Origin of the sequence: Deefgea rivuli DSM 18356 (genome assembly GCF_000620145.1) — a bacterium.
GTDB lineage: Bacteria > Pseudomonadota > Gammaproteobacteria > Burkholderiales > Chitinibacteraceae > Deefgea > Deefgea rivuli.
In genome coordinates, this window is sequence record NZ_JHVM01000013.1 from 111,461 (window position 1) to 131,621 (window position 20,161).

General features: G+C 50.2%; 8 protein-coding genes. 2 read left to right on the forward strand and 6 right to left on the reverse strand.

Going from position 1 to position 20,161, the window contains the following annotated elements:
• The first annotated feature begins 21 nt into the window (after positions 1-21).
• On the forward strand, positions 22-2,145 hold the full coding sequence (locus Q320_RS0107010) for a type IV pilus assembly protein FimV (protein WP_156939011.1): 2,124 nt from the start codon (positions 22-24) through the stop codon (positions 2,143-2,145).
• Positions 2,146-2,539: 394 nt separating this feature from the next.
• Here the strand turns inward: Q320_RS0107010 and Q320_RS0107015 are convergent, their stop codons facing one another.
• The gene (locus Q320_RS0107015; protein WP_051534549.1) at positions 2,540-4,423 is read right to left on the reverse strand and encodes a methyl-accepting chemotaxis protein; all 1,884 of its coding nucleotides are present in this window, start codon (positions 4,421-4,423) and stop codon (positions 2,540-2,542) included.
• 110 nt (positions 4,424-4,533) lie between these two features.
• Positions 4,534-6,735: a RelA/SpoT family protein gene (locus Q320_RS0107025; protein ID WP_027468417.1), complete on the reverse strand. Its 2,202-nt coding sequence runs from the start codon at positions 6,733-6,735 to the stop codon at positions 4,534-4,536.
• Between the two features lie 92 nt (positions 6,736-6,827).
• Here Q320_RS0107025 and Q320_RS0107030 point away from each other — a divergent pair, with 92 nt between their 5' ends.
• Positions 6,828-7,379 (forward strand): DUF2062 domain-containing protein, encoded by a 552-nt coding sequence (locus Q320_RS0107030; RefSeq protein ID WP_027468418.1) that lies wholly within the window; start codon positions 6,828-6,830, stop codon positions 7,377-7,379.
• Positions 7,380-7,717: 338 nt separating this feature from the next.
• Here the strand turns inward: Q320_RS0107030 and Q320_RS0107035 are convergent, their stop codons facing one another.
• From Q320_RS0107035 to rsgA, 4 genes are all read right to left on the reverse strand, one after another.
• Positions 7,718-8,617 (reverse strand): diguanylate cyclase, encoded by a 900-nt coding sequence (locus tag Q320_RS0107035; protein WP_027468419.1) that lies wholly within the window; start codon positions 8,615-8,617, stop codon positions 7,718-7,720.
• Positions 8,614-15,837, reverse strand: a complete 7,224-nt coding sequence (locus Q320_RS0107040; RefSeq protein WP_027468420.1) for a response regulator — start codon at positions 15,835-15,837, stop codon at positions 8,614-8,616. Before Q320_RS0107040 ends, Q320_RS0107035 begins: the two co-directional genes overlap by 4 nt.
• Before the next feature lie 34 nt (positions 15,838-15,871).
• A complete protein-coding gene (locus Q320_RS0107045) occupies positions 15,872-19,075 on the reverse strand; it encodes an NAD(P)-binding protein (protein ID WP_211251192.1) in 3,204 nt (1,067 codons plus the stop codon).
• 183 nt (positions 19,076-19,258) lie between these two features.
• On the reverse strand, positions 19,259-20,143 hold the full coding sequence (gene rsgA, locus Q320_RS0107050; RefSeq protein WP_027468422.1) for a ribosome small subunit-dependent GTPase A: 885 nt from the start codon (positions 20,141-20,143) through the stop codon (positions 19,259-19,261).
• Between the last annotated feature and the right edge of the window lie 18 nt (positions 20,144-20,161).

The window sequence follows — 20,161 nt, forward strand, 5'->3', positions numbered from 1 at the left end:
ATAAGAAAACGGCCTCACTCAATGCTTAAATCCCGTATGTTTCTGGCTGTTATGGCGACTTTGCTAGCCGCAGAGTCGTCTTCAGCCATGCTTGGCGATATTCGCGTGAATTCTGCTTTGGGCGAAAAATTTGATGCCAGCATTTCTGTCGCAGCGACCGACGAAGAGGAAATAAGCAGCAATTGTTTTCGTTTGGTCAGCCCACATGAGGATGATGAGCAAAATGTGTTACGCCGTGCCAAGCTGATTTTTCAGCAAAATGGTGATGGTGGCCGTTTGCTGGTACATGGGCTTGATGCATTACAAGAGCCGGTGGTGAATGTATCGGTTAGAGTGAAATGCCCAGGCCAAGAAGATCGTGTTTTTCAGCGTGATTACAGCGTTTTACTCGACCCTCGTGAATACAAATCAGGGCAAAACCGTAAGCCCATTGAAACTCAGGCAAGCAATAAACAAAGCAAACGCAGTCTGCCACGATTAGGTACGGCATGGCTGACAGAAGAGGGCGATACTGTCGCCAATATTGCGAAACGTTACTACCCAACAGATGAAACGCGGCGAGCAAAATTCATTGAAGGTATCTTTGATCTCAACCCCGATTTGCCGCAAGGCACATCGGCTCGCTTGGGCGGTGATTGGCGTCTGCAGTTGCCTTCGCCGATTGCTGCTACGTCAACCTTAGAGAATGCACCAACTCGTGTTGCACCGATGAGCCAACGCGAAGCTCTGCCTCGTTTGACTTTAGATCCGGCTCCCCCAGTTGTTGCGATAGCGCCCACTGCGACTGATGAGTCAAGTGGTGATTTTCGGCTCCGCTTATCTCAGCCGAGTATAGATTTAACCCAAAAAAATAATCTGTCCCCAGAGGAAACATTACGCTTACGTGAGCGTTTATTGTCTTTAGAATCTGATGAGCAAGCAGCACAGATGCTGCAGCTCAAGTATCAAATTACTCAATTAGAAAAACAGCTTGGCAGTCTACGGGGTGGCGCGGCCAGTGCAGCGACTTCGTCATTAAGTGTTGAGGGTAAGCAGGATAGTGGCAGCAGTGGTTTTTCTTGGAAATGGCTCTACCTCGTGGCGCTGTTGGCGATTGCGAGTTTGCTGCTATTTTGGCGGCAGCGCATGATTCGTCGCCGATCTCAAGAAGAGCCTTATTCTATGCTGGGGATTTCGACCTTGCATGTTGGAAACCCGTATGGCGCAGCTGCAAGCCATAGGCCAACGACGAGCTTTAATAGCCAGTTTGCTTCACGCACCGGTGGTTTTGATCATGATGAAGTGGGCATCCCTATTCGCAATATGGATGAGGATGAGTGGCAAAATGAAGATATGGACGTGGTATCGCCAAATTCAGTTGCAGAAGAAGCACAACTTCTCATCGATCATGGTCTAACCAAACAAGCCATTAATTTACTGATGCACGAAGTTGCAGAACGACCGACTTCACTGGCTTTGTGGATGAAGCTGTTTGATGTGTTCCAGCAAAATAATATGGTTGATTTGTTTCAGGAGCGAGCCGTTGCATTTCGTTTGCAATTTTCTAGCGAAGCCCTGTGGCAGCAGGTTCAGGCGCTGGGTTTACAAATAGACCCAACAAACCCTTTGTATCAATCTGTTGATGCAATGTCTGATTTCAGTTTATTTGCTGAGCCAGAGCAGACTAAGGAAATCATCACCGACCGTAATTTGGCGCAGGCTTTGTACGATGATGTGGGGTTGACTGCTCCCTCTGTTGACGCGTCACTTGAGCTAGTAGAAAGTGATGAGCTGGGTTTTGACATTGATTTTTCGCCACTGAATGATGAACCTATGGCTGAGGAGCAGGCGGATGAGGCTATTTTTGCCTCAATCCCTGAAGCATTTTCGCTTGACGAGGGGGAGCATTTCGCTGAGCCAGCATCGGCATCAACACTAGCCATTACACCAATAGCGACATCAGAAATATCAGCGCTACCGATTGATGTGGCAGATTTTGCTTCTGATGATGAAACGCTGCAGCAAATTGCTAAGCTGATCACCGAGGGGCAACGACGCGAAGCTTTCGATTATTTAGAAATCTTGCTTTACAAAGGGACGATGCCACAGCGATTAACAGCATCAAAGTGGCTAGATAAATTGCTCAGTAAATATGGTAAGCCTTAAATTCTTGTATTTGTTCATGAAAACAGTCCACTTTATTTTAAAGTGGACTTTTTTTTATGGTTTGAGATGAGTGCTGCGTGATTTTGTTTCACATCCCAATGTTATGCACTGTTTTTGTGATGGTATCTAGTTAGCTCAAGTTTATTTGAGGGTAAGTCAATATAACTCCCTGATTAGCGTGCCATTTCAGCTACGCACCGCAGGAGCGGACTTGCCCGCGAAAGCAAGGGTGATACGAAAGTGAATATCAAATAGTGTCTTCGTGGGTAAGTCCACTCCTGCAAATGCAAAATGTCGATTTGCTGAGATAGCAGGCTAATTAATGTAAAAAAAGCTGCCAGTAACTGGCAGCTTGGGGTTTTCTGGAGTACAGCTTCGGCTTGTGTTCGGCAAATTAGAGCTTGAAATTGCCGAAGAGCTGGCGCAAGAAGACGGCCAGATCAGTGAGCTGATGCACTGCGCCAGTGGCTCGGTGCAGCGCGGCATCGGATTGCTGCATTTGATTGGTGATGTTTTCTGCGCTTTGTGCCATTGCGGTAGTGGCATCTTGTTGTTCTTTGGTTGAGTGGGCAATCTCACCAATTTTGACCATCACCGTGTGCATGTTCTCACGAATATGGGCGATTTTCTCGGCGGCAGATTCAGACAGCGCAACGCCACTTTGCACAGTCGTGATGGTCGATTGCATATTGGCGACGGCGGCATCTGTTTCATGGCGAATGCCGTCAATCATCCCAGTAATTTCTACTGTGGCTTGACCTGTACGCTCTGCCAATTTGCGAACTTCATCCGCAACGACAGCAAAGCCGCGCCCTTGCTCGCCCGCTCGTGCGGCTTCAATTGCGGCATTGAGCGCCAAAAGATTGGTTTGATCGGCAATCTCTTTGATCACGCGAATAATGCCGCTGATATCTTGTGATCGCTGATTTAGGCTATTGAGTAAGCTGGCTAATCCTTCTACTTCAGTCGCTGATTTGCTAACTTCTTTTGCTACTTCGCGTACCGTTGATGCAGATTCTCCTGATAGTGCCCCAGTGCTAGTAACGAGTTGATTGGCGTCATTGGAATTGTCGGCAATGTGGCTGATGCTGACGGTGATTTCCTCTATCGTTGCTGCGTTGGCCGCCGCTAGATCAGAAAGTAGCGCTGAATCGTTGGCAAGTTGCTGCAATACGCTATTAATGTCGGTCACGCCGTGGGTGAGGTTTTCTGTCTCTTTGCGAATATCAATAAACATGGTGCGAAGCTGGCCGGTAAATTGATTAAACGCGACGGCCATTTGGGCAATTTCATCGTTGCCACGAATATCCAGAGTTCGCGTCAAATCTCCGCCGCCATTAGCAATTTGCTGCATACGGTCACGCATCACTCGCAGATTCGCGAGCATTTTGCTAACTAACATACTCGACAATGGAATCAGAACGACAAGCAAACCAATCAATGCGACAAAAGCAATAATGAGCAATTGATTAAGCGGTGCAAGTGCAATATTTTTATCAATCACAAACATCAAATACATATCCGAGCCTTCAATCGACTGGATATACACAAGCCGCGATTTATCATCGAGTTGTACGGTATTCAGAGTTCTTTCGCCAGCGTATTTCTCGAGTAATTCGACGGATAAATCGGGAGTCACTTCGTTGATGGATTTCTGGATGTAAGCCTGATTGCTATGGACTAGCACTTTGCCATCTTTCCCCAGCAGCACGGCATAGCCTTCGCCGGTTAACTTGATATTGAGGACGTCTTTGACAATATCATCAAGCATGATGTCGGTACCGACCACGCCAGCAAGCACGCCGTTGCTTTCTACTGGCGAGGCAAATGACATAGTGAGGCGCTTACTCCCTGCATCAACATACGGTGCAGTTAGAATGGTGCGCTTTTCTGCGACGGCTTGTTGATACCAAGGACGGCTCGTTGGATCGTAACCTGCGGGCAGCCCCAGCTCTCGGCTGGTAATCATTTGTTTATCAGCAGTACCAAAATAGGCTGAATCAAATTTGGCACTTTTTGCGCCCTGTACCAAGGCCGGCATTGGATCGGTGGCACTACCCAGCGCAGTGGCCATTGAGGTGACGATCATTTTATGACCGTCAACCCAGTTGCGTAAGGTGACGTTATAGCCAGAAGCGGTACCGGAAATCTCATTTTGCAATGAATCCAGCATCACGCCGCGCATTTTGAAATAACCACCTAAGGAAATTAAGCCGATTGTGATTAACAATAAGAGCGCAATAAAAGCGATCAATTTATTGCGGAGCGAGTTAAACATGGCGTGCCTCGATAATGTCAGTTGAGCTTTGGATAAGAATAGATATTATCGGCAAGAAAACCCAAATCTTTTCCAATGACACTCGTATAAACGTCATATTTCTCGTTTTCTTATAACCTCGATACGCGAATCACACCCTGAACATCTTTAAGGCGAACAAATACTTTTTGTAATTGCTCACTGTCTTTAATTTCAATCGTAAAACGCATTTGTGATCGCGCATCTTTGTTTTGTGTATTCACAGCCGTCACATTGATTTTATCTCGCACCATCACGTCCGACACATCGCGCAGCATGCTTGGGCGTTCTAGCGTTTCGACTAAAATATCGACTGAAAATACATGCCCGATAGATTGGCCCCAATCGGCTTTAATCAGGCGTTCTGGGGCGGTTGCTGCTAGATGTTTGAGTGCAGTGCAATCGGAGCGGTGAATTGAAATTCCCCGACCTTTGGTAACAAAGCCCATGACTTGATCGGGCGGCACGGGTTTGCAGCATTTGGCGAGCATCGTCATTAATTTATCGATGCCTTCGATCAAAATACCTTCGCCATTTTGTTTGGCGCGGGCGGTTTTGACGAAGTCTTCGGGCTCATCCGGTACTTCAACGGGAGCAAGCGATTCATTAAAGGCAATCGATAGCGCGCGCAGTGAGCATTCACCTTGACCCAGTGCAGCAAAAACGTCTTCGATATTTTTGTAGCCGAGTTTTTGCGCAATCAGCTCGTGGCTGATGTTGTTCGCGCCGGCGCGCGATGATTCTTTGTCAAACAGCGTACGCCCCGCTTCGATGGCAACATCAAGATGCTGCTGACGTACCCAATGGCGAATTTTTTGCTGTGCACGGTGGCTTTTGACATAACCTTGGTGCAGCCAATCAAGGCTAGGTCCACCTTCTTTGGCGGCTAAAATCTCAACGCGTTGACCATTTTCGAGTGGCGTTCCCAGTGGCACAATCGCGCCATTCACTTTCGCGCCTCGGCAACGATGCCCCAGATCGGTATGTAAATTATAAGCAAAGTCGACTGCCGTACTGCCTTTGGGCAGTGAAATCACTCGGCCTGCGGGTGTCAGCACATAAATCGTGTCGTCAAACAGTTCGGCTTTAAATGCATCGGAGAAATCAGTTTCATTGGCAATATCCTCGCGCCAATCGAGTAGCTGGCGCAGCCAAGCAATTTTTTCTTCGTAGCGCGAGTCGCCTTTGCCGCCTTCCTTGTAGCGCCAATGCGCTGCGACGCCAAATTCGGCGTGTTCGTGCATATCGAAAGTACGGATTTGCACTTCAACCGCTTTATCATTCGGGCCTATCACAGCAGTATGCAGCGAGCGATAAAAATTGCCTTTTGGCTGCGCGATATAATCGTCAAATTCGCCAGGAATCGGTTGCCATAAGTTATGCACGATGCCGAGCACCGTATAGCAATCCTTCACATCGTCGACCAAGACCCGCACCGCGCGAATGTCGTACAGCTCAGAAAAATCGAGCTTCTTTTTCTGCATCTTTTTCCAGATGCTATAGATGTGTTTGGGCCGCCCCATCAAATCGACGTGGGTGACGCCAGCCAGCGCGAGTTCGCTACGTAGTTTGGCAATAACATCACCAATGAACTGCTCGCGATCAACGCGGCGCTCATCAAGTAATTTAGCGATTTTTTTATAAGTTTCGGTATGCAAATAACGGAAACCTAAGTCTTCTAGTTCCCATTTAATCTGCCAAACACCCAAGCGATTGGCTAAAGGCGCAAATAAATCCAAGGTTTCGCGCGCAATAATGCGGCGTTGTTCTTCGGGGATATTGGCAAGGCTGTGCATGGTTTGCGTGCGCCACGCGAGTTTAATCAGTACCGCGCGAATATCCTCGACCATCGCCAATAGCATTTTGCGCTGCGCTTCCACTTGCTGCGCGTAATCATCGATCTTGCCGCGTTGTGGTTGTGCGAGTTGTCGCAACTGCCGCACTTTTAAAATCCCATCAACGAGAGCGGTGACGGTACTGCCAAAACGTTTATTGATTTGTTCTGCGGCGTTGTTGAGTTTATCCGGCGCACAAAATAGCAGTGCAGCAATGACCGCGTTGGCGTCCATGCGCAAATCGGCAACAATCGACGCGCTGGCGACTGCGTGCAGAAAGAGTGAAGTTTGCGTATCTGGATTCAGTGCATTGCCGTACAACTCGGCCGCCCAGTCGAGCGCCTCGCGCAGGCGCGTAATATCCTGCGGCGGATAGCGCTCAGAAAGGGCGAGTAGCCAACGATCTGGATCGGCTGCTTCGGCGATGGACTGGGCGAGCGGGCGGGTAACGGCAACCATGATTTTCTATTTATCTATTTGCTGAAGCGAATAATTGAATTTTGCGTTAATAATTCGGTCTGTCATAGCTAAATCAACGAGAAACCCGCCGAATGCCCCGCAAATATTTACGTCGCTGCTTACCAGATCATCAAAGCATGCTGAAAAACCGCTTTCTACGTCGGTTTGCACATTGGTTTGAGCATCCAAATTTATTTCATTTAAATCGAAAATCAGTTGCGGGCGGCTTGGCTGTGGGGATGATTGGTGGATTGATACCTGGCCCATTGCAGGTGATTACCTCGGCCATTTTATGCCTGATTTTTCGTGTCAATTTACCCGTTGCGATTTTGGGTACGTTTTATACGAATCCATTAACGATTGCACCGATCTATTGGCTGGCGTATCAGCTTGGGGTGTGGGTAACGGGAACGAATGGGGTGGTGAGCACTGCGATCCCCTCGTTTTCCGATGCTTCGCTGATGCAGTGGATGGGGGCGATGTGGCGGTGGGCGGAATCCCTTGGTGCGCCATTACTCATTGGCTTGCCTTTGTTGGCTGGTTTGCTCGCGGTAATCGCGTATTTTTCAGTGCATCTTGGCTGGCGCCTGTGGGTGTATTGGTCGCTGTGGCAGCGCAGGAAACGCTACGGTAACGATACCTAATTAAAGGGGGCGATGTTCAGATTAGGTGTTGATGCTATGCCAGCGCTCGTTGAGCTGGGGCTTAAAAATCCCGTCTAAGCGCACCGAGTGAGGGCGAGAGACAAACAGTTTTATCGTTTGGCTCACGACTGATCGAGGGCATCGGGGATCGATGCGCGCCCGGGTCGCCTTTCTTTGCTTCTTTCTTTGGCGAAGCAAAGAAAGAAGTCCCCGCCGCGGATTGCGACTGTAAAACACCGTGCCGCAGGCACTTAAAACCATCAACACGTAATAAGGGGCGATTAAAAAGACACAACTCAGCCAAGTAATGCTCAGCATATCGAGCGTTGATGCAGTGATTACTCGGCCAAGACCCGATTTCTCCCTGCTGCCTTGGCTTGGTACAGTCGTGAGTCTGCTACCTGTAATAAGCTATCGGCAGTAGGCTGTACGGCGGCGCGGCTACTGGCAATACCAATACTCACCGTGACGCAAGCATAGTCCGTTGATTTTTCATGCGGGATGTGGAGCTCTGCAATGGCACGGCATAAGGCCTCGGCTAGCTCAAGCGCGCCATCAAGCGGGGTGTCTGGCATGATGAGGACGAATTCTTCCCCACCATAGCGAGCTGCGACATCGCAAGGCCGCTTCAAGTTACCACTGAGTACGCGGGCAATGCTTTGTAGTACGCGATCACCCATGGCATGACCATAAAAGTCGTTATAGGGCTTGAAAAAATCGACATCGAGCAGCGCCACCGACAATGGATTGCCGGTGCGCCCAGCGCGTGAGCATTCAGCGGCTAATACTGCATCGAGTTGACGTCGGTTGGGTAGCTCGGTCAGCGCATCAATATTGGCGAGGGTTTCCAGCATACGGCGTTGTCGTGCAACTTGCATATGCACTGCGACGCGCGCTTTGACCACGGCCGGATGAAATGGCTTGGTAATATAGTCGGACGCCCCCAGTAGTAGGCCACGCTCTTCGTCGGCGGGGGTGTCCAGCCCGGTAATGAAGATCACGCCAATGGAGGCGGTGTGCAGATCGGCTTTGAGCTGACTCAACACTTCATACCCATCCATCTCCGGCATGACGACATCTAGCAAAATCAGATCAGGTAACTGTTGACGCGTACGCAGCAAGGCTTGTTCGCCATTTTTGGCCAAGAGTACGGTGTAGTCCGCTTGTAGCAGTTCGCCTAATAGTTGTCGATTACTGGCTGAATCATCCACCACTAGAATTTTTTGTCGCTCGGTCATGTCGTCGTGTCCTGTTGGGTGCGTAATGCCTGTTGCAGCTCAAGGAGCGCTGCGACGGCGGCATCCGTCTCCATATAGTCAAATAGGCGGCCAATTTCGCTAACTTGCTCCTGCCAGCGGGCATCCATTAATTTGCTTAAGTGATCGAGCCGCTGGTTGGCGGCAAAATTCCCAGCTTGAATCAGTGGAGCGAGCGCTTCAAGTTGCGCCAAAACTGTGGCGGTATCTGCTTCTGCACTGGGTGATGGCTTGTCGTGCATAGCGATAGTGTCTGCAATCGCATCAAGGGTCATCGCAAGGTGCTGCTGAAAATAGGCCACGCGCTCGGGGATTTCGCTGCTTTTTTCAAGTCGTGCTGCAGTTTCCAGCGCGGCGGCGCTGCTCGATAGCGTGCTAGCCCCTAAGTAGGCGGCGGCTGATTTGACGGCATGGGCTCGATCAGCAATTCGGATGTATTCCCCTTGTGCCAAAGCCTCGCTGATGGTTAAGCCGGCCGAACCATAATCACGGACAAAGATAACTAATGAGCGTTGGAGTAAGTTTTGATTGCCGCCAAGTAATTTGAGTGCCACGACTAAATCGAGGCCGATGGTGGGGACTTGGGTCAGCGGCGCTGCCATAATGGATGCGCTTTGTTGCTCAAGTTGCTCGGGAATGGCGCGCCCGAGTAGCTGACTGGGTTTAATCCAATTGAGTAAAGCTTGGATGAGTTGTGCCGCTTCAATTGGTTTTGTAATGTGATCGTTCATTCCCGATGCCAAGCTGGCTTCTCTATCCCCCACCATGGCGTGCGCCGTCATCGCAATAATCGGCAGTGAGGCACAATCCGTTAATTGGCGAATGGCGCGGGTGGCGCTTAGGCCATCCATCACAGGCATTTGAATATCCATGAGTACCAAGTCATATTGGCCGAGCTTCACTTTATCCAGTGCGATCTGACCATTTTCGGCAATGTCCACATTGATGCGTGCTTCGCCGAGAATACCCAGAATGATTTCCCGATTAAATTCGGTATCGTCGACCAATAAGATGCGAGCGCCATTCAGTTGCGCCAGTGGATCGCCATCATTAAGGCTTTGTGGCTTGCTGGCATCGCTGTTGGGGTAAAAAATGGCCATAAGCTGCTCTTGCAGCAACTGCCGATTGACGGGTTTGGCGAGGAAACCATCCAATTTAACTGCCTCAGCGAGCGGCATGACTTCGCTTTCGGCAGAGACGGTTACCATGAGTATTGCAGCAGGGGCTTTTATAAGTATGCCCTCTGAGCGTATACGTCGAATTGTTTCTATTCCATCCCAGTCGGGCATATGCCAATCCATCAACACAAGATCGATAGGCTGGCCTGATTCGGCGGCGATGATTAAAGTTTCTAGCGCGGCTTTTCCTGAGTCAGCCATGAGGACTTCCGGGCCGAATGAACTCAGCATTTCTGCCAGTGCTTCACGGGCAATGGCATGGTCATCGACAATCAGTACTCGGTGCGCAGTCAGTAGGGGGAGGTCTGGTTTAATATACGCTGAATGAGCGGTGTCGATGCCCAATTCAATAGTGAAACGAAACGAGCTACCTTGGCCGAGCGTGCTGCCCACCGTCAGCGTGCCGCCCATCATTTCGACGAGTTGCTTGCTAATACTGAGGCCTAAACCTGTTCCGCCATATTTTCGAGTGATCGAATTATCCGCTTGAGTAAAGGATTGAAATAGCGTCGCCAGTTGCGGGGGCGTCATGCCGATGCCTGTATCACTGAGGCTAAAGCGTAACGCCACTCGGTCGGCATATCGCGCTTCAACTTTAATATCCAGCACGATTTCGCCGTGTTCGGTGAATTTACTCGCGTTGCTGGCCAGGTTATTGAGTACTTGACTGAGACGCAGTCGATCGCCGATCAGTTGCTGTGGCACATCACGTGCGATGCGAAATACCACTTCGACGGCTTTGGACTCGGTACGCAGCATAATCAGATCTGAGAGCGGATTGAGTAGGCTGTCTAATTGAAAAGGAATCGCTTCGAGTTCGAGTTTTCCGGCTTCTATTTTTGAAAAATCGAGAATGTCATTAATAATGCCGAGTAAATTTTCGGCTGAAATAACGATTTTTTGCAGGTAATTGCGCTGTTTTTCGTCGCTGGCCGTTTTCAATGCGAGTCGACTCATTCCCATCACCGCATTCATTGGTGTACGAATTTCGTGGCTCATATTGGCGAGAAACAGCGACTTGGCTTGCGTTGCGGCTTCAGCACGCTCTTTGGCTTCCGCCAGCGTCTGCTCGGCCTGTTTGCGTTCAGAAATATCCTGAATCGTGGTGATAATGCCTTGCTCTGGATGCTGGCTATCGAGTAAACGGGCATGAACTTCGCAGCAGATGGGCTGGCCATTTTTATGCATCAAAGGCAGATCTGCGTGGTAGCCACCATTTTTTGCAATCTGCGAATAAGCGATTTGGGAGTAGTGCTCCGATTCCTCATCGCTGGCATAAAGCACGCGGGTTGATTGACCGATTAATGCCTCACGCTCATAGCCAAATAGTTGTGCCAGCCCAGCGTTGCAGCGCTGCACGATACGGTCTTTGATAAAGGCGATACCAATGACCGTATTGTCGAAAATGGCCTGCTGTTCGAGCAAGGCTTGATTGAGGTTGGCGGTGCGCTCAAAGACTTGACGTTCAAGATTATCGTAAAGCCTGGCGTTATCGATCGAGATGAGCGCTTGTACCGCCACGACTCGGAGAAACTCAACTCGGTCTTGCGTAAAAACACCTGCAGTTAGATTATTTTCCAAATAAAGAACGCCAGTCACTTGTGAGAAACGTTTAATGGGTAGGCACATCACTGATTTTGGATGTTTCGCTAATACATAGGGATCAATCGCATAATTGTCTGAGCTGCTGATGTTTTCTTCAATCACCTCATTGCCGCTGCGTACCACATAGCGCAGTAGACTCAGTGGCAGTAGCGGACTGCTGAGCGCATTCAATGGGATGGCTAGGGATTGGAGTACCTCGACCTTATTAGAGGACGCTTCACCTTCTAAGAACCAATGCTCGCCGTTATGCGCAGTGTGCGTCAGTAATAAACGCACCGTTTGCGCGCCAGAGTTTTCTTTGACGATCTCGAGTAGCGTAGCGAGTACATGACTCAACGCTACTTCGCTTGATAGTGCGTGATTGGCTTTCAGAATGGAAGCCAGATCAAGAAAGTGGATGCTATCTGAGGTACTGGCGGTATTCACCAAGGTGACTGTTGACGCTGATTTTTGTACTACAGCGCGGCTTACAGGTCGTAGTTCAGGATGTTTGTTCTGCAGTTGAGCTACTTTCCCTTCCGCGCCCCAAGCACGGTAAAGGTGCAGTGCATCGCGCAAAAAGACCTCGGCAATGCGTTCTTGTCGCTGAGCAAGCCAGAAATCGCCATACAACTCATTGGAGAGCGCTTCCACATTGATATAGTTGCTGCTTTTTGCCATTGAGATGGCTTGTGGATAGAGCGCAATCGCGCTGGCGATATCGCCGTTTGATTGCGCCAATTGTGCCTGTAGCAGCAGCGATTTGGCGGCAAAATTAGCTGGACATTGCAGCGCCCAAACTGAGAATTTTTCGCTGAGTTGCGCCAATAGGGCTTGAATGGCGTTGTGATCATTACGAGCTGGATGGCGTTGCAGTGCGCGTAGCCAAATCAGCGCAGTATAAAAAGTCGCTTCGGGGATTTTGCATTGGCCCGGCACAAATTGTTCGACGAGGGCTAATTTCTCGGCCAGTGCTTCGGCGTTTTCGGCATCAAACAAAAACGCGTTGCGGATTTTTCCGTGGTAGAAATAGGCCAGGTGCAGTGGTTTGGCGGCATAGTCGATGAGGAATTTTGCTTCGCTAAACTGCGCATCGTCATAAGTCGCCGCATGTGTCGTTTGCCCCAGCAGATTTTTGATCGACTGCACCGTGCCGACTCGGGTGCAGTCCACCATATCTTGTTGCCCAGTGCTTTCGAGTAAAAGAATATCGCGCTCGCAACTGGCCAGTAGATCTGGCAGATTGATCCCTTGAATGACGCGATCACTCGCGCGAACCGCGATAATGTAGCCCACCGTGGCAAAGTCGCCGCTTTCTAAACTCCAGCTGTAGGCGTCGTCGTAATAGGTGTTCGATGTCGCCAGTGGCTGATTCCAGTAATTGGTAAAGGTGGCAAACAGAAAGTGGGTGCTGCCACGAATACCCAGATTGGTTTGTGTATTGGCTAGCTCAACCGCCATCGTACCAAATTGATAACCGACCTCGTATTGCTTGAGGATAAACGCCACGATAAATGCGTAATTGACATAAGCAAACGGTGAAATATCACAATGACCGGCTTGCAATGACAAACGCGTCATCGTGGTGGTGGTCAGCGCATTAAGATTAGACAAACCCGCCAGATAGCTGGCGTACCACATGCCAAATAGCAGTTGCATCGCCGCCAGCTGCTCGGGATCCGCCATGGTTTTCGCTTGCATCAGCTCGGTCATCATGCGATTGGCGGTCATGTTGGCAATATCAGTAAAACCTTGTCTCACTTCTTGTAATAGCGCGGCATCGTCTTCGGGAATGACGAATCCAAGTAAATGTAAGCCGATGCGCTGGATGTTAATGGCTTCTAAGAAACGACCTTCTAGCTGGTATTGACTTGCCTGCACCGTGTAGCAACGGATCTGGTCCAATACCCCCTTGCAATGGCTTAGGGCGAGTGGGTAAAGACTTTCTGCCGTAGCAAAATCGCCCGATAGGTAGGCACTTTCTGCTGCGCCAATGTGTAGATCAAGGCTGAGCATTGGGCAACACTGCCCAGCATCATTTGGCAGCAGGCTGAGTCCAATTTGCATGTGGTGAAATGCGGCTTGATAGGCCGCTGAGGTACGCGCTTTAAGGCCGGCTTGCAGATTCAGGTGCGCAATGGCAATGCGCTCAGCGGGATCGCGAATCAAATCGCGCCCAGCATTAAATTGCTCAACAATGGCGAATAATTGATTTTCGACCTGCTTGCTTGAGGTATTGCTCAGTAATAAACGGCCAATGCTAAGGTGATGTTGCTGTTTTTGTTCGTCACCGGCCAGTGCATACGCGGCTTGCTGCACGCGGTCATGCAGAAAACGGTAGCTAATTTCAGGGCTGGTTTCATCTTCCAGCAAATATTTGTAATGCTGATCCAGTGGCAAAATCAGATCACTTTGCAAGGCAGGCCAGAGGCATTGTTGAGTTTGGTAGGGCGTCAGTTTGCAGACGGTGGCCAGCGTGACCAGCTCGAAGCGATTACCAATGCTGGCTGCCAGTTGCAATAACTGTTGGGTCTGTTCGGGTTGGCGGCGAATTTTACTGACCATTAATTCAACGACATTGGCAGTGAAATCGGCATTTTCGATTTGCGCCATATCCCAAACCCAATGATTGAGGTCAAAGTCATAATTGAGATAGCCCAGTTCATGAATGGTGCTTAAAAACTGATTCAGGAAAAACGGATTACCTCGGGTTTTATCAAAGCAGAGTTGGGCCAGCACTTGGCAACTGGCAATGGGCGCGCGCAAGGTGTCGGCAATCAATTTGGTAACATGGTGTTCTTGTAATGGCGCTAAGGTGAGCGTGTGTAGCGCAACGTGGCGTTTGAGTAAATCGTCTCTGAGCGCAATTAAAGGATGAGCCGCATCGACTTCATTGTCGCGATAAGCGCCAATAAACATCAGATAGCGCTCGTCTGGATTGCGCATAAACCATTCGATGAGTTTCAACGTCGGCTGGTCGGCCCATTGCAGATCATCCAGAAAAATCACTAAGGGGTGTGCTTCGCTGGCAAAAACTTGGATAAAGCGCTCAAACAGTCGGTTGAGTCGATGTTGTGATTCCAGTGGTGGCAGTTCGGCGACGGGTTCGCTTGCGCCAATAATCAGCGTGAGATCGGGAATAAGCTGGGTTAGCACCCCCGCATTTGCGCCCAGTGCGGCTTGAATCAGGGCGGTCCATTGTTCCAGTTGGGCGCGTGGCTCGCTGAGTAATTGGCGGATTAAATCTTGAAATGCTTGGACCAACGATGAATACGGAATATTGCGCGTGTATTGGTCAAATTTACCCGCGACAAAATAGCCGCGCCGCGCCACGATGGCGCGGTGAATTTCGTTGACGATGGCCGATTTGCCAATGCCAGAGAAACCCGCCACCAGCAGCATTTCGCTTTGCCCCATGCTAACGCGATCAAATGCCGCCATTAAGACTTCCGCATCTTGCTCGCGGCCATAGAGTTTTTGCGGGATATGAAAGACACCGCTATGGTCGCTTAAACCGATGCCGCCATCGACCGCTGCTGCTTGCGGTTGGGACTGAGATTGACAGTGCTTCAAATCTTTAATTAAACCACTCAGGCTTTGATAGCGTGCCTCGGCATTTTTTTCCAGTAGGCGCTGGAGTACGGTAATCAGTTGTGGTGGCAGGGCTTGGAATGCGGCTGAGGACCAATCTGGTGTGCGTGCCAAATGGCAGTGAATGATTTCCATTGCATCATGACTGACAAATGGCGGTTTACCGCTCAGCAATTCATAAAATGTAATGCCCATCGAATAAAAATCAGAGCGGTAATCAACAACACGGTTCATTCGCCCCGTCTGTTCGGGCGACATATACGCTAGCGTGCCTTCCATCGCATGTGGACTTTGAATCAGCGGTGTTTCTTGGCCTAATTCGCTAGCGACACCAAAGTCGATGACTTGCAGTTGGCAAGATTGCTGATTCCAGCACAAATTGGCCGGATTGATGTCTTTGTGAATGATTTTGTGTTGATGAATCAGCGTTAGCGCCGCGCAGAGTTGCAAAGCGATGTCATAAAATGTAGCCAAATCAATCGGCTGGTCTTGCTTAAGTGCGGGATGTTGGTTGAGCGAGGTGCAAGCTTGATCTTTGATGATCATCACCCAGCGCGATTGATGCTGAGTCAGTGCCAAGGGGCGGGCAATGGCAGGGTGAGTCAGCCGCTGCGCAATCGTGTATTCGCGTTTGAAGCGGGAGATATCGTGCTGCGACGGATTTGCTTTGCAAAAAAACTTCAGGATGACACGGGTCTGATCCCGCTCATCGATGGCGCGATACACAATGGATTGTTCACTATTGTGTAATTGATCGAGCAAGCGATACGGCGGGATCGTAATCAAGTTGTAGCCTTTTGTATTTAAAAAATTCTCGTCGATCAATAGCAGATTGGTGATGCCATGCACGCCCGAGCCTGCGGGCGTGCTGATTTGCTAATTATTAAAATGTTTCATGCTGAATGGCTATAGGATAGCCAGTTAAAGCCCTTGCCGCTTGTAAGCCTGAGATGACTGTGGATTCTACGCAACCCAAATTGAGCGCTGCATTGTCGACCCAGTCGCCAGCCAGATATAAATTGGCAAAGCTGGACTGATCGGCTTTCAAGCGGTATTGATTGGTATTGGCGGCGTTGCAAACATAGCGCTCGGTTGGGTCGATATTGGCGCGGAAATACTGCCCATCAAGCCGAGCTTCACCGAGGCGATTTTCTAGGTCGACCAACTTGGCAAAATCCAGACTCCGACCATTCGCTTGCGTTGCGTACGGCCATAAATGACCGGTGTAATGAGCCAGCCATTCCTTGGCACTTTGCTTGACGCGTGCTTCTTGCTCGGCAGGGAAGGCGTGATCGGTAAATGGGGGTATAGGCTGGGCGTCCTTGAGATTATTGCAGAAGTAGGCAATACCATGGGGGAGTTCATTCTGTGGCCAGTTTTCTTTATCCAGCGTTTGATCCATCGCCGCCCAAGTATTAAACGGCTCGCCATAGGCATCCAGAATCGGGCTCGCCAGCGGCCAACCCATTTCTTCCAGATTGATATTGAGCCACAACTGCATGGCTTGGGTTTGCGTGGTTGCAGCATGCTTGAGCATCGCTTGCCAGGCTGGATTGGCTTGAGCCAGTTCTGAGGTGATATACGGCAGCGCAGCGACCGAAATCCCCATGACCACCAAATCAAAATCCTGCCCTAGTTTCAACGTTTTTTTCGCGACCGCAGGCCAAGGGGTCCACGCCGATTCCAGATTAATGTCTTGCGCTTTGAGCGCCTGCCCTTGTTCGAGTTGCTCGTACAGCGGCGCAGATGGCCAGCAAGCTAGATCTTTCACGTCGTACAGCGGATTGTAGGCGGCGATATTCGGTTTGAGTGTCGCCTGCACGTCGATGTCAATTTCGGCGATTTGCTGTTGATCTGCGCTTAAGTGTACGTCGGTCACTTTATTGAAAAATTCGAATTTCACGCCGCGTTGCTTCAGCACTTGATAGATAGGCGTCATGACCACATCGCCCATGCCAGCCTGCATTTTCCACATCACCGCGCCTTTGTAGCATAGGGTGACCAGAATATAGCTGTGCAGCAATTCACCCGCCGACACATTGCCGCCAATGGCGACACCATCGCCGACGATCTTGTTTTCGCCATTCGGAAAGCCCAAATACAGATCATAAAATGCCCGCACCAGCGCCGAATTAGCCGCGTCAACACTCGCGCCGTTGCGGATCAGCCATTCGGTAAAATCGTATTGATTGATTGCGGTATAGCCTTTAAGCAAGACGCCATCGAGCAGAATACCCTTGGCAATCGCCAACGCTAAATCGACCACGGTCAAAATACGGCGAATCGAATCGAGCACTTCGGCAAACGGGGCGATGATTTGATCGATTAGACCTCTGATCTCGGCAATCACGTCCAGCCAGTGGCTCGGGTCTTGAGCGTGAACTGTATGTAATGAGGCCGCATCGCCGCGCTGTGGGAAAGATTCGTACAGTTTTTGAAGCGCAGTAAAGACGCGCTCCACTTCATGTTCAACGACAAATTCAACGGGCTTGGCAACCACATCGAGCACTTTGCCAAGCAAGCTTTCCCCCGTATGCGACACGCTGCGCGCAAAGTGGCGAGCAACGGCATGGCGAGTGGTTTCTGATTGGTTAATGTGCCGTTTCAGCTCTTGGTGCAGCTCAGCGAGTGATTCGCGTAAATGGGCAAAAAAGCCCATTGGGTGATCGCTTTTACTTGCGCCTTGCCCTGGAATTTCACCGTCGGGCTTGAACGACAGCGCCCATGTGCGCCATTCTTCTCTGACATATTCTTCGACGACAATCGTGTTATGCGGCTTAAAGGCTTGATCCCACGTCGCCAGTGGCGAATTGCTGGAACGCGCTAGCTCTGCATAGCAATTTTGAATCAGCGCAAAGGCATTGTCGTAATAGCCAAACCAAATATGCAGACCATGCTCTTCGATGCGGTCGGCGATCTCGCGATTTCTGCCGCTTGCGCCTTTGCCACCCAAACGCCAGCCCATTTGGTACAGCGTAATTTCGTATTTTGACTGCCAGTCTGGGTCTTGCGTGATGCCATAAGCCGTCGTTAACGAGCCGATGCCACCGCCTAAAATCGCGATTTTCTGTTTCGGCGGCGCAATAGAAAGCATGTTTTTGCCCGTTTCTAAAGCAAAATCGACATTGACCCAGAAACCCTTGGTTTCAACCGTATCCATATCGGCGGTACTCGACGTTGGCGTCAGACCCAGCTGCGCCACAATCGGGTGGCTGGCTAGGCGCGCAAATTGTAAGTCGAATTTTTTCAGGCCAAGACCTTTCAGCCAAGGAAATCCGCCGTGGAAAGCTTGTAGCTGAAACGGCGCGCTGGTGATGCTGCGGACTTGCGCGTTTTGTGCGCCTTCAATGGCGGGGAATTGTTTGATAAATAGCGCGGGGCAGTCGGCCAGAACGTCGGCGTTAATCTCACCTAGCACTTCGCCCGTTTCGGCGCACGTCCATTGGGAGCCAAACAAATGCTCAATCATTCCGGCGGCGGCGTCGCTGGTGCTGGCCCACGCCTGAGCGATTGGCGTCTCGTGTTCGTTATTAACAAGAGAAATAAAATCATACTGTTGTGCGATGCTGTCGGCGCTTAAGTTTTTAAAGCCGCAGGTGCTGGCGGTGAACTCTGGATGCCAGACGTTCAGCTCGCCGTGCGGATATTGAAATGCCGCGAGTTGTTTGCGAAAACCAAACATTTCGCGGCCAGTCGTAATCGCCGAGAAACTATCAGGAAACAGAAAGGGTAAAAACAGCGCTGGTTTAAATTCACCGCGCGCTAAAGCTTTGCGATCGTAACAAGGAATCCAGAATGACAGCTCCGAATAACGCTCCTTGCCGTAGGCCACACCGTCAGGATTGCTCGCATCCACCGTCATCTGCGCCATAATCATGATGCTCAAGGCCTGACCCTTAACGGCTAGAGAGCGGTATTGGTACTGGCCTTGCGATGGTTGATTAATATAGGTATCGAGTAACTGATTTAAGGCCCCGGCCTGACTGTCGAGCATAAATGTCGCCATCTTGGCGTCGCTAAAATGGTAGGGCTGACCCAGAATCGGTAAGCCAACTTGGTCGACAATATACGGAAAGGACGGGTTCATAAACACCTAGAGATAGTTTGAAGTCAGTCAGCTGACGGAATCACTATTCTAGTATGCTTTTATGAAAAATGTTCTATTGAACGAGGGGAGTTGATGTAGGACGATGAGGCTTGAAATATACGTAGGTATTACCATGTAGACATTGTTTTTAAATGCCTACAAGGTAATACCTATTGATGTTGCTTAGTATTTACTGGCGGCGTTGGCGGTAAGTTCGTCTTGCAGCCTATGCAAAAAGGCGAGGCGTTCTGCGGCAATCGTGCCGTCGCTAATCGCGCCATGAATCGCGCAACCTGGCTCCTGGCGGTGGCGGCAATTATGGAAACGGCATTGGCCTAAATGGCGCGCCATATCCGGCATTAAGCGCGGCAATTCTTCAACGCCAATGTGCGCCAAACCAAACGATTGCAGGCCGGGCGAATCGATGAGTTCAGACGTTGCATTTAATTTATACAATTGTGCATGCGTCGTCGTGTGTTTGCCCGAATCGAGCGCGGTCGAGATTTCTTTGACGCGCGCTTTGGCATCAGGAATCAGCGCATTGGTAATCGTCGATTTACCCATTCCCGATTGGCCGACCAGTACCGAAACTTGCCCTTCCAGCCAAGGCTCCAGCGGCGCTAAATCTTGCATCGCCGAAATCTCAACCACCGGATAACCCAGCCCGCTGTAATACGCCAAGCGCGAGCGTGCAGTGTCGGCCACGGGTAGATCACATTTATTCAGGCAAATAATGGGGCGAATGCCTTCAGCTTCGGCGGCAATCAGCGCGCGGCTAATCAATTCATCCGAAAAACTCGGTTCGGTCGCAACGACAATCACAATCTGCGTCACATTCGCCGCGATCATTTTGCTGCGCCACGCATCTGAGCGATAGAGCAGCGTTTTGCGTTTGAGGGCCTTATTAATAACGGCTTGCTCGGCATTGAGCACGTCGATGTCGACTTGATCGCCACAGGCATAATCGGTTTTTTTGCCTCGGGTTGAGGCGGAAAGGCGGCGGCCATCGGCCAATTCTACGATGTAGACCTTGCCATAACTGGTAACGATGCGGGCGGTTTCGCTCATGAGGCCTTTAAAGTGGGG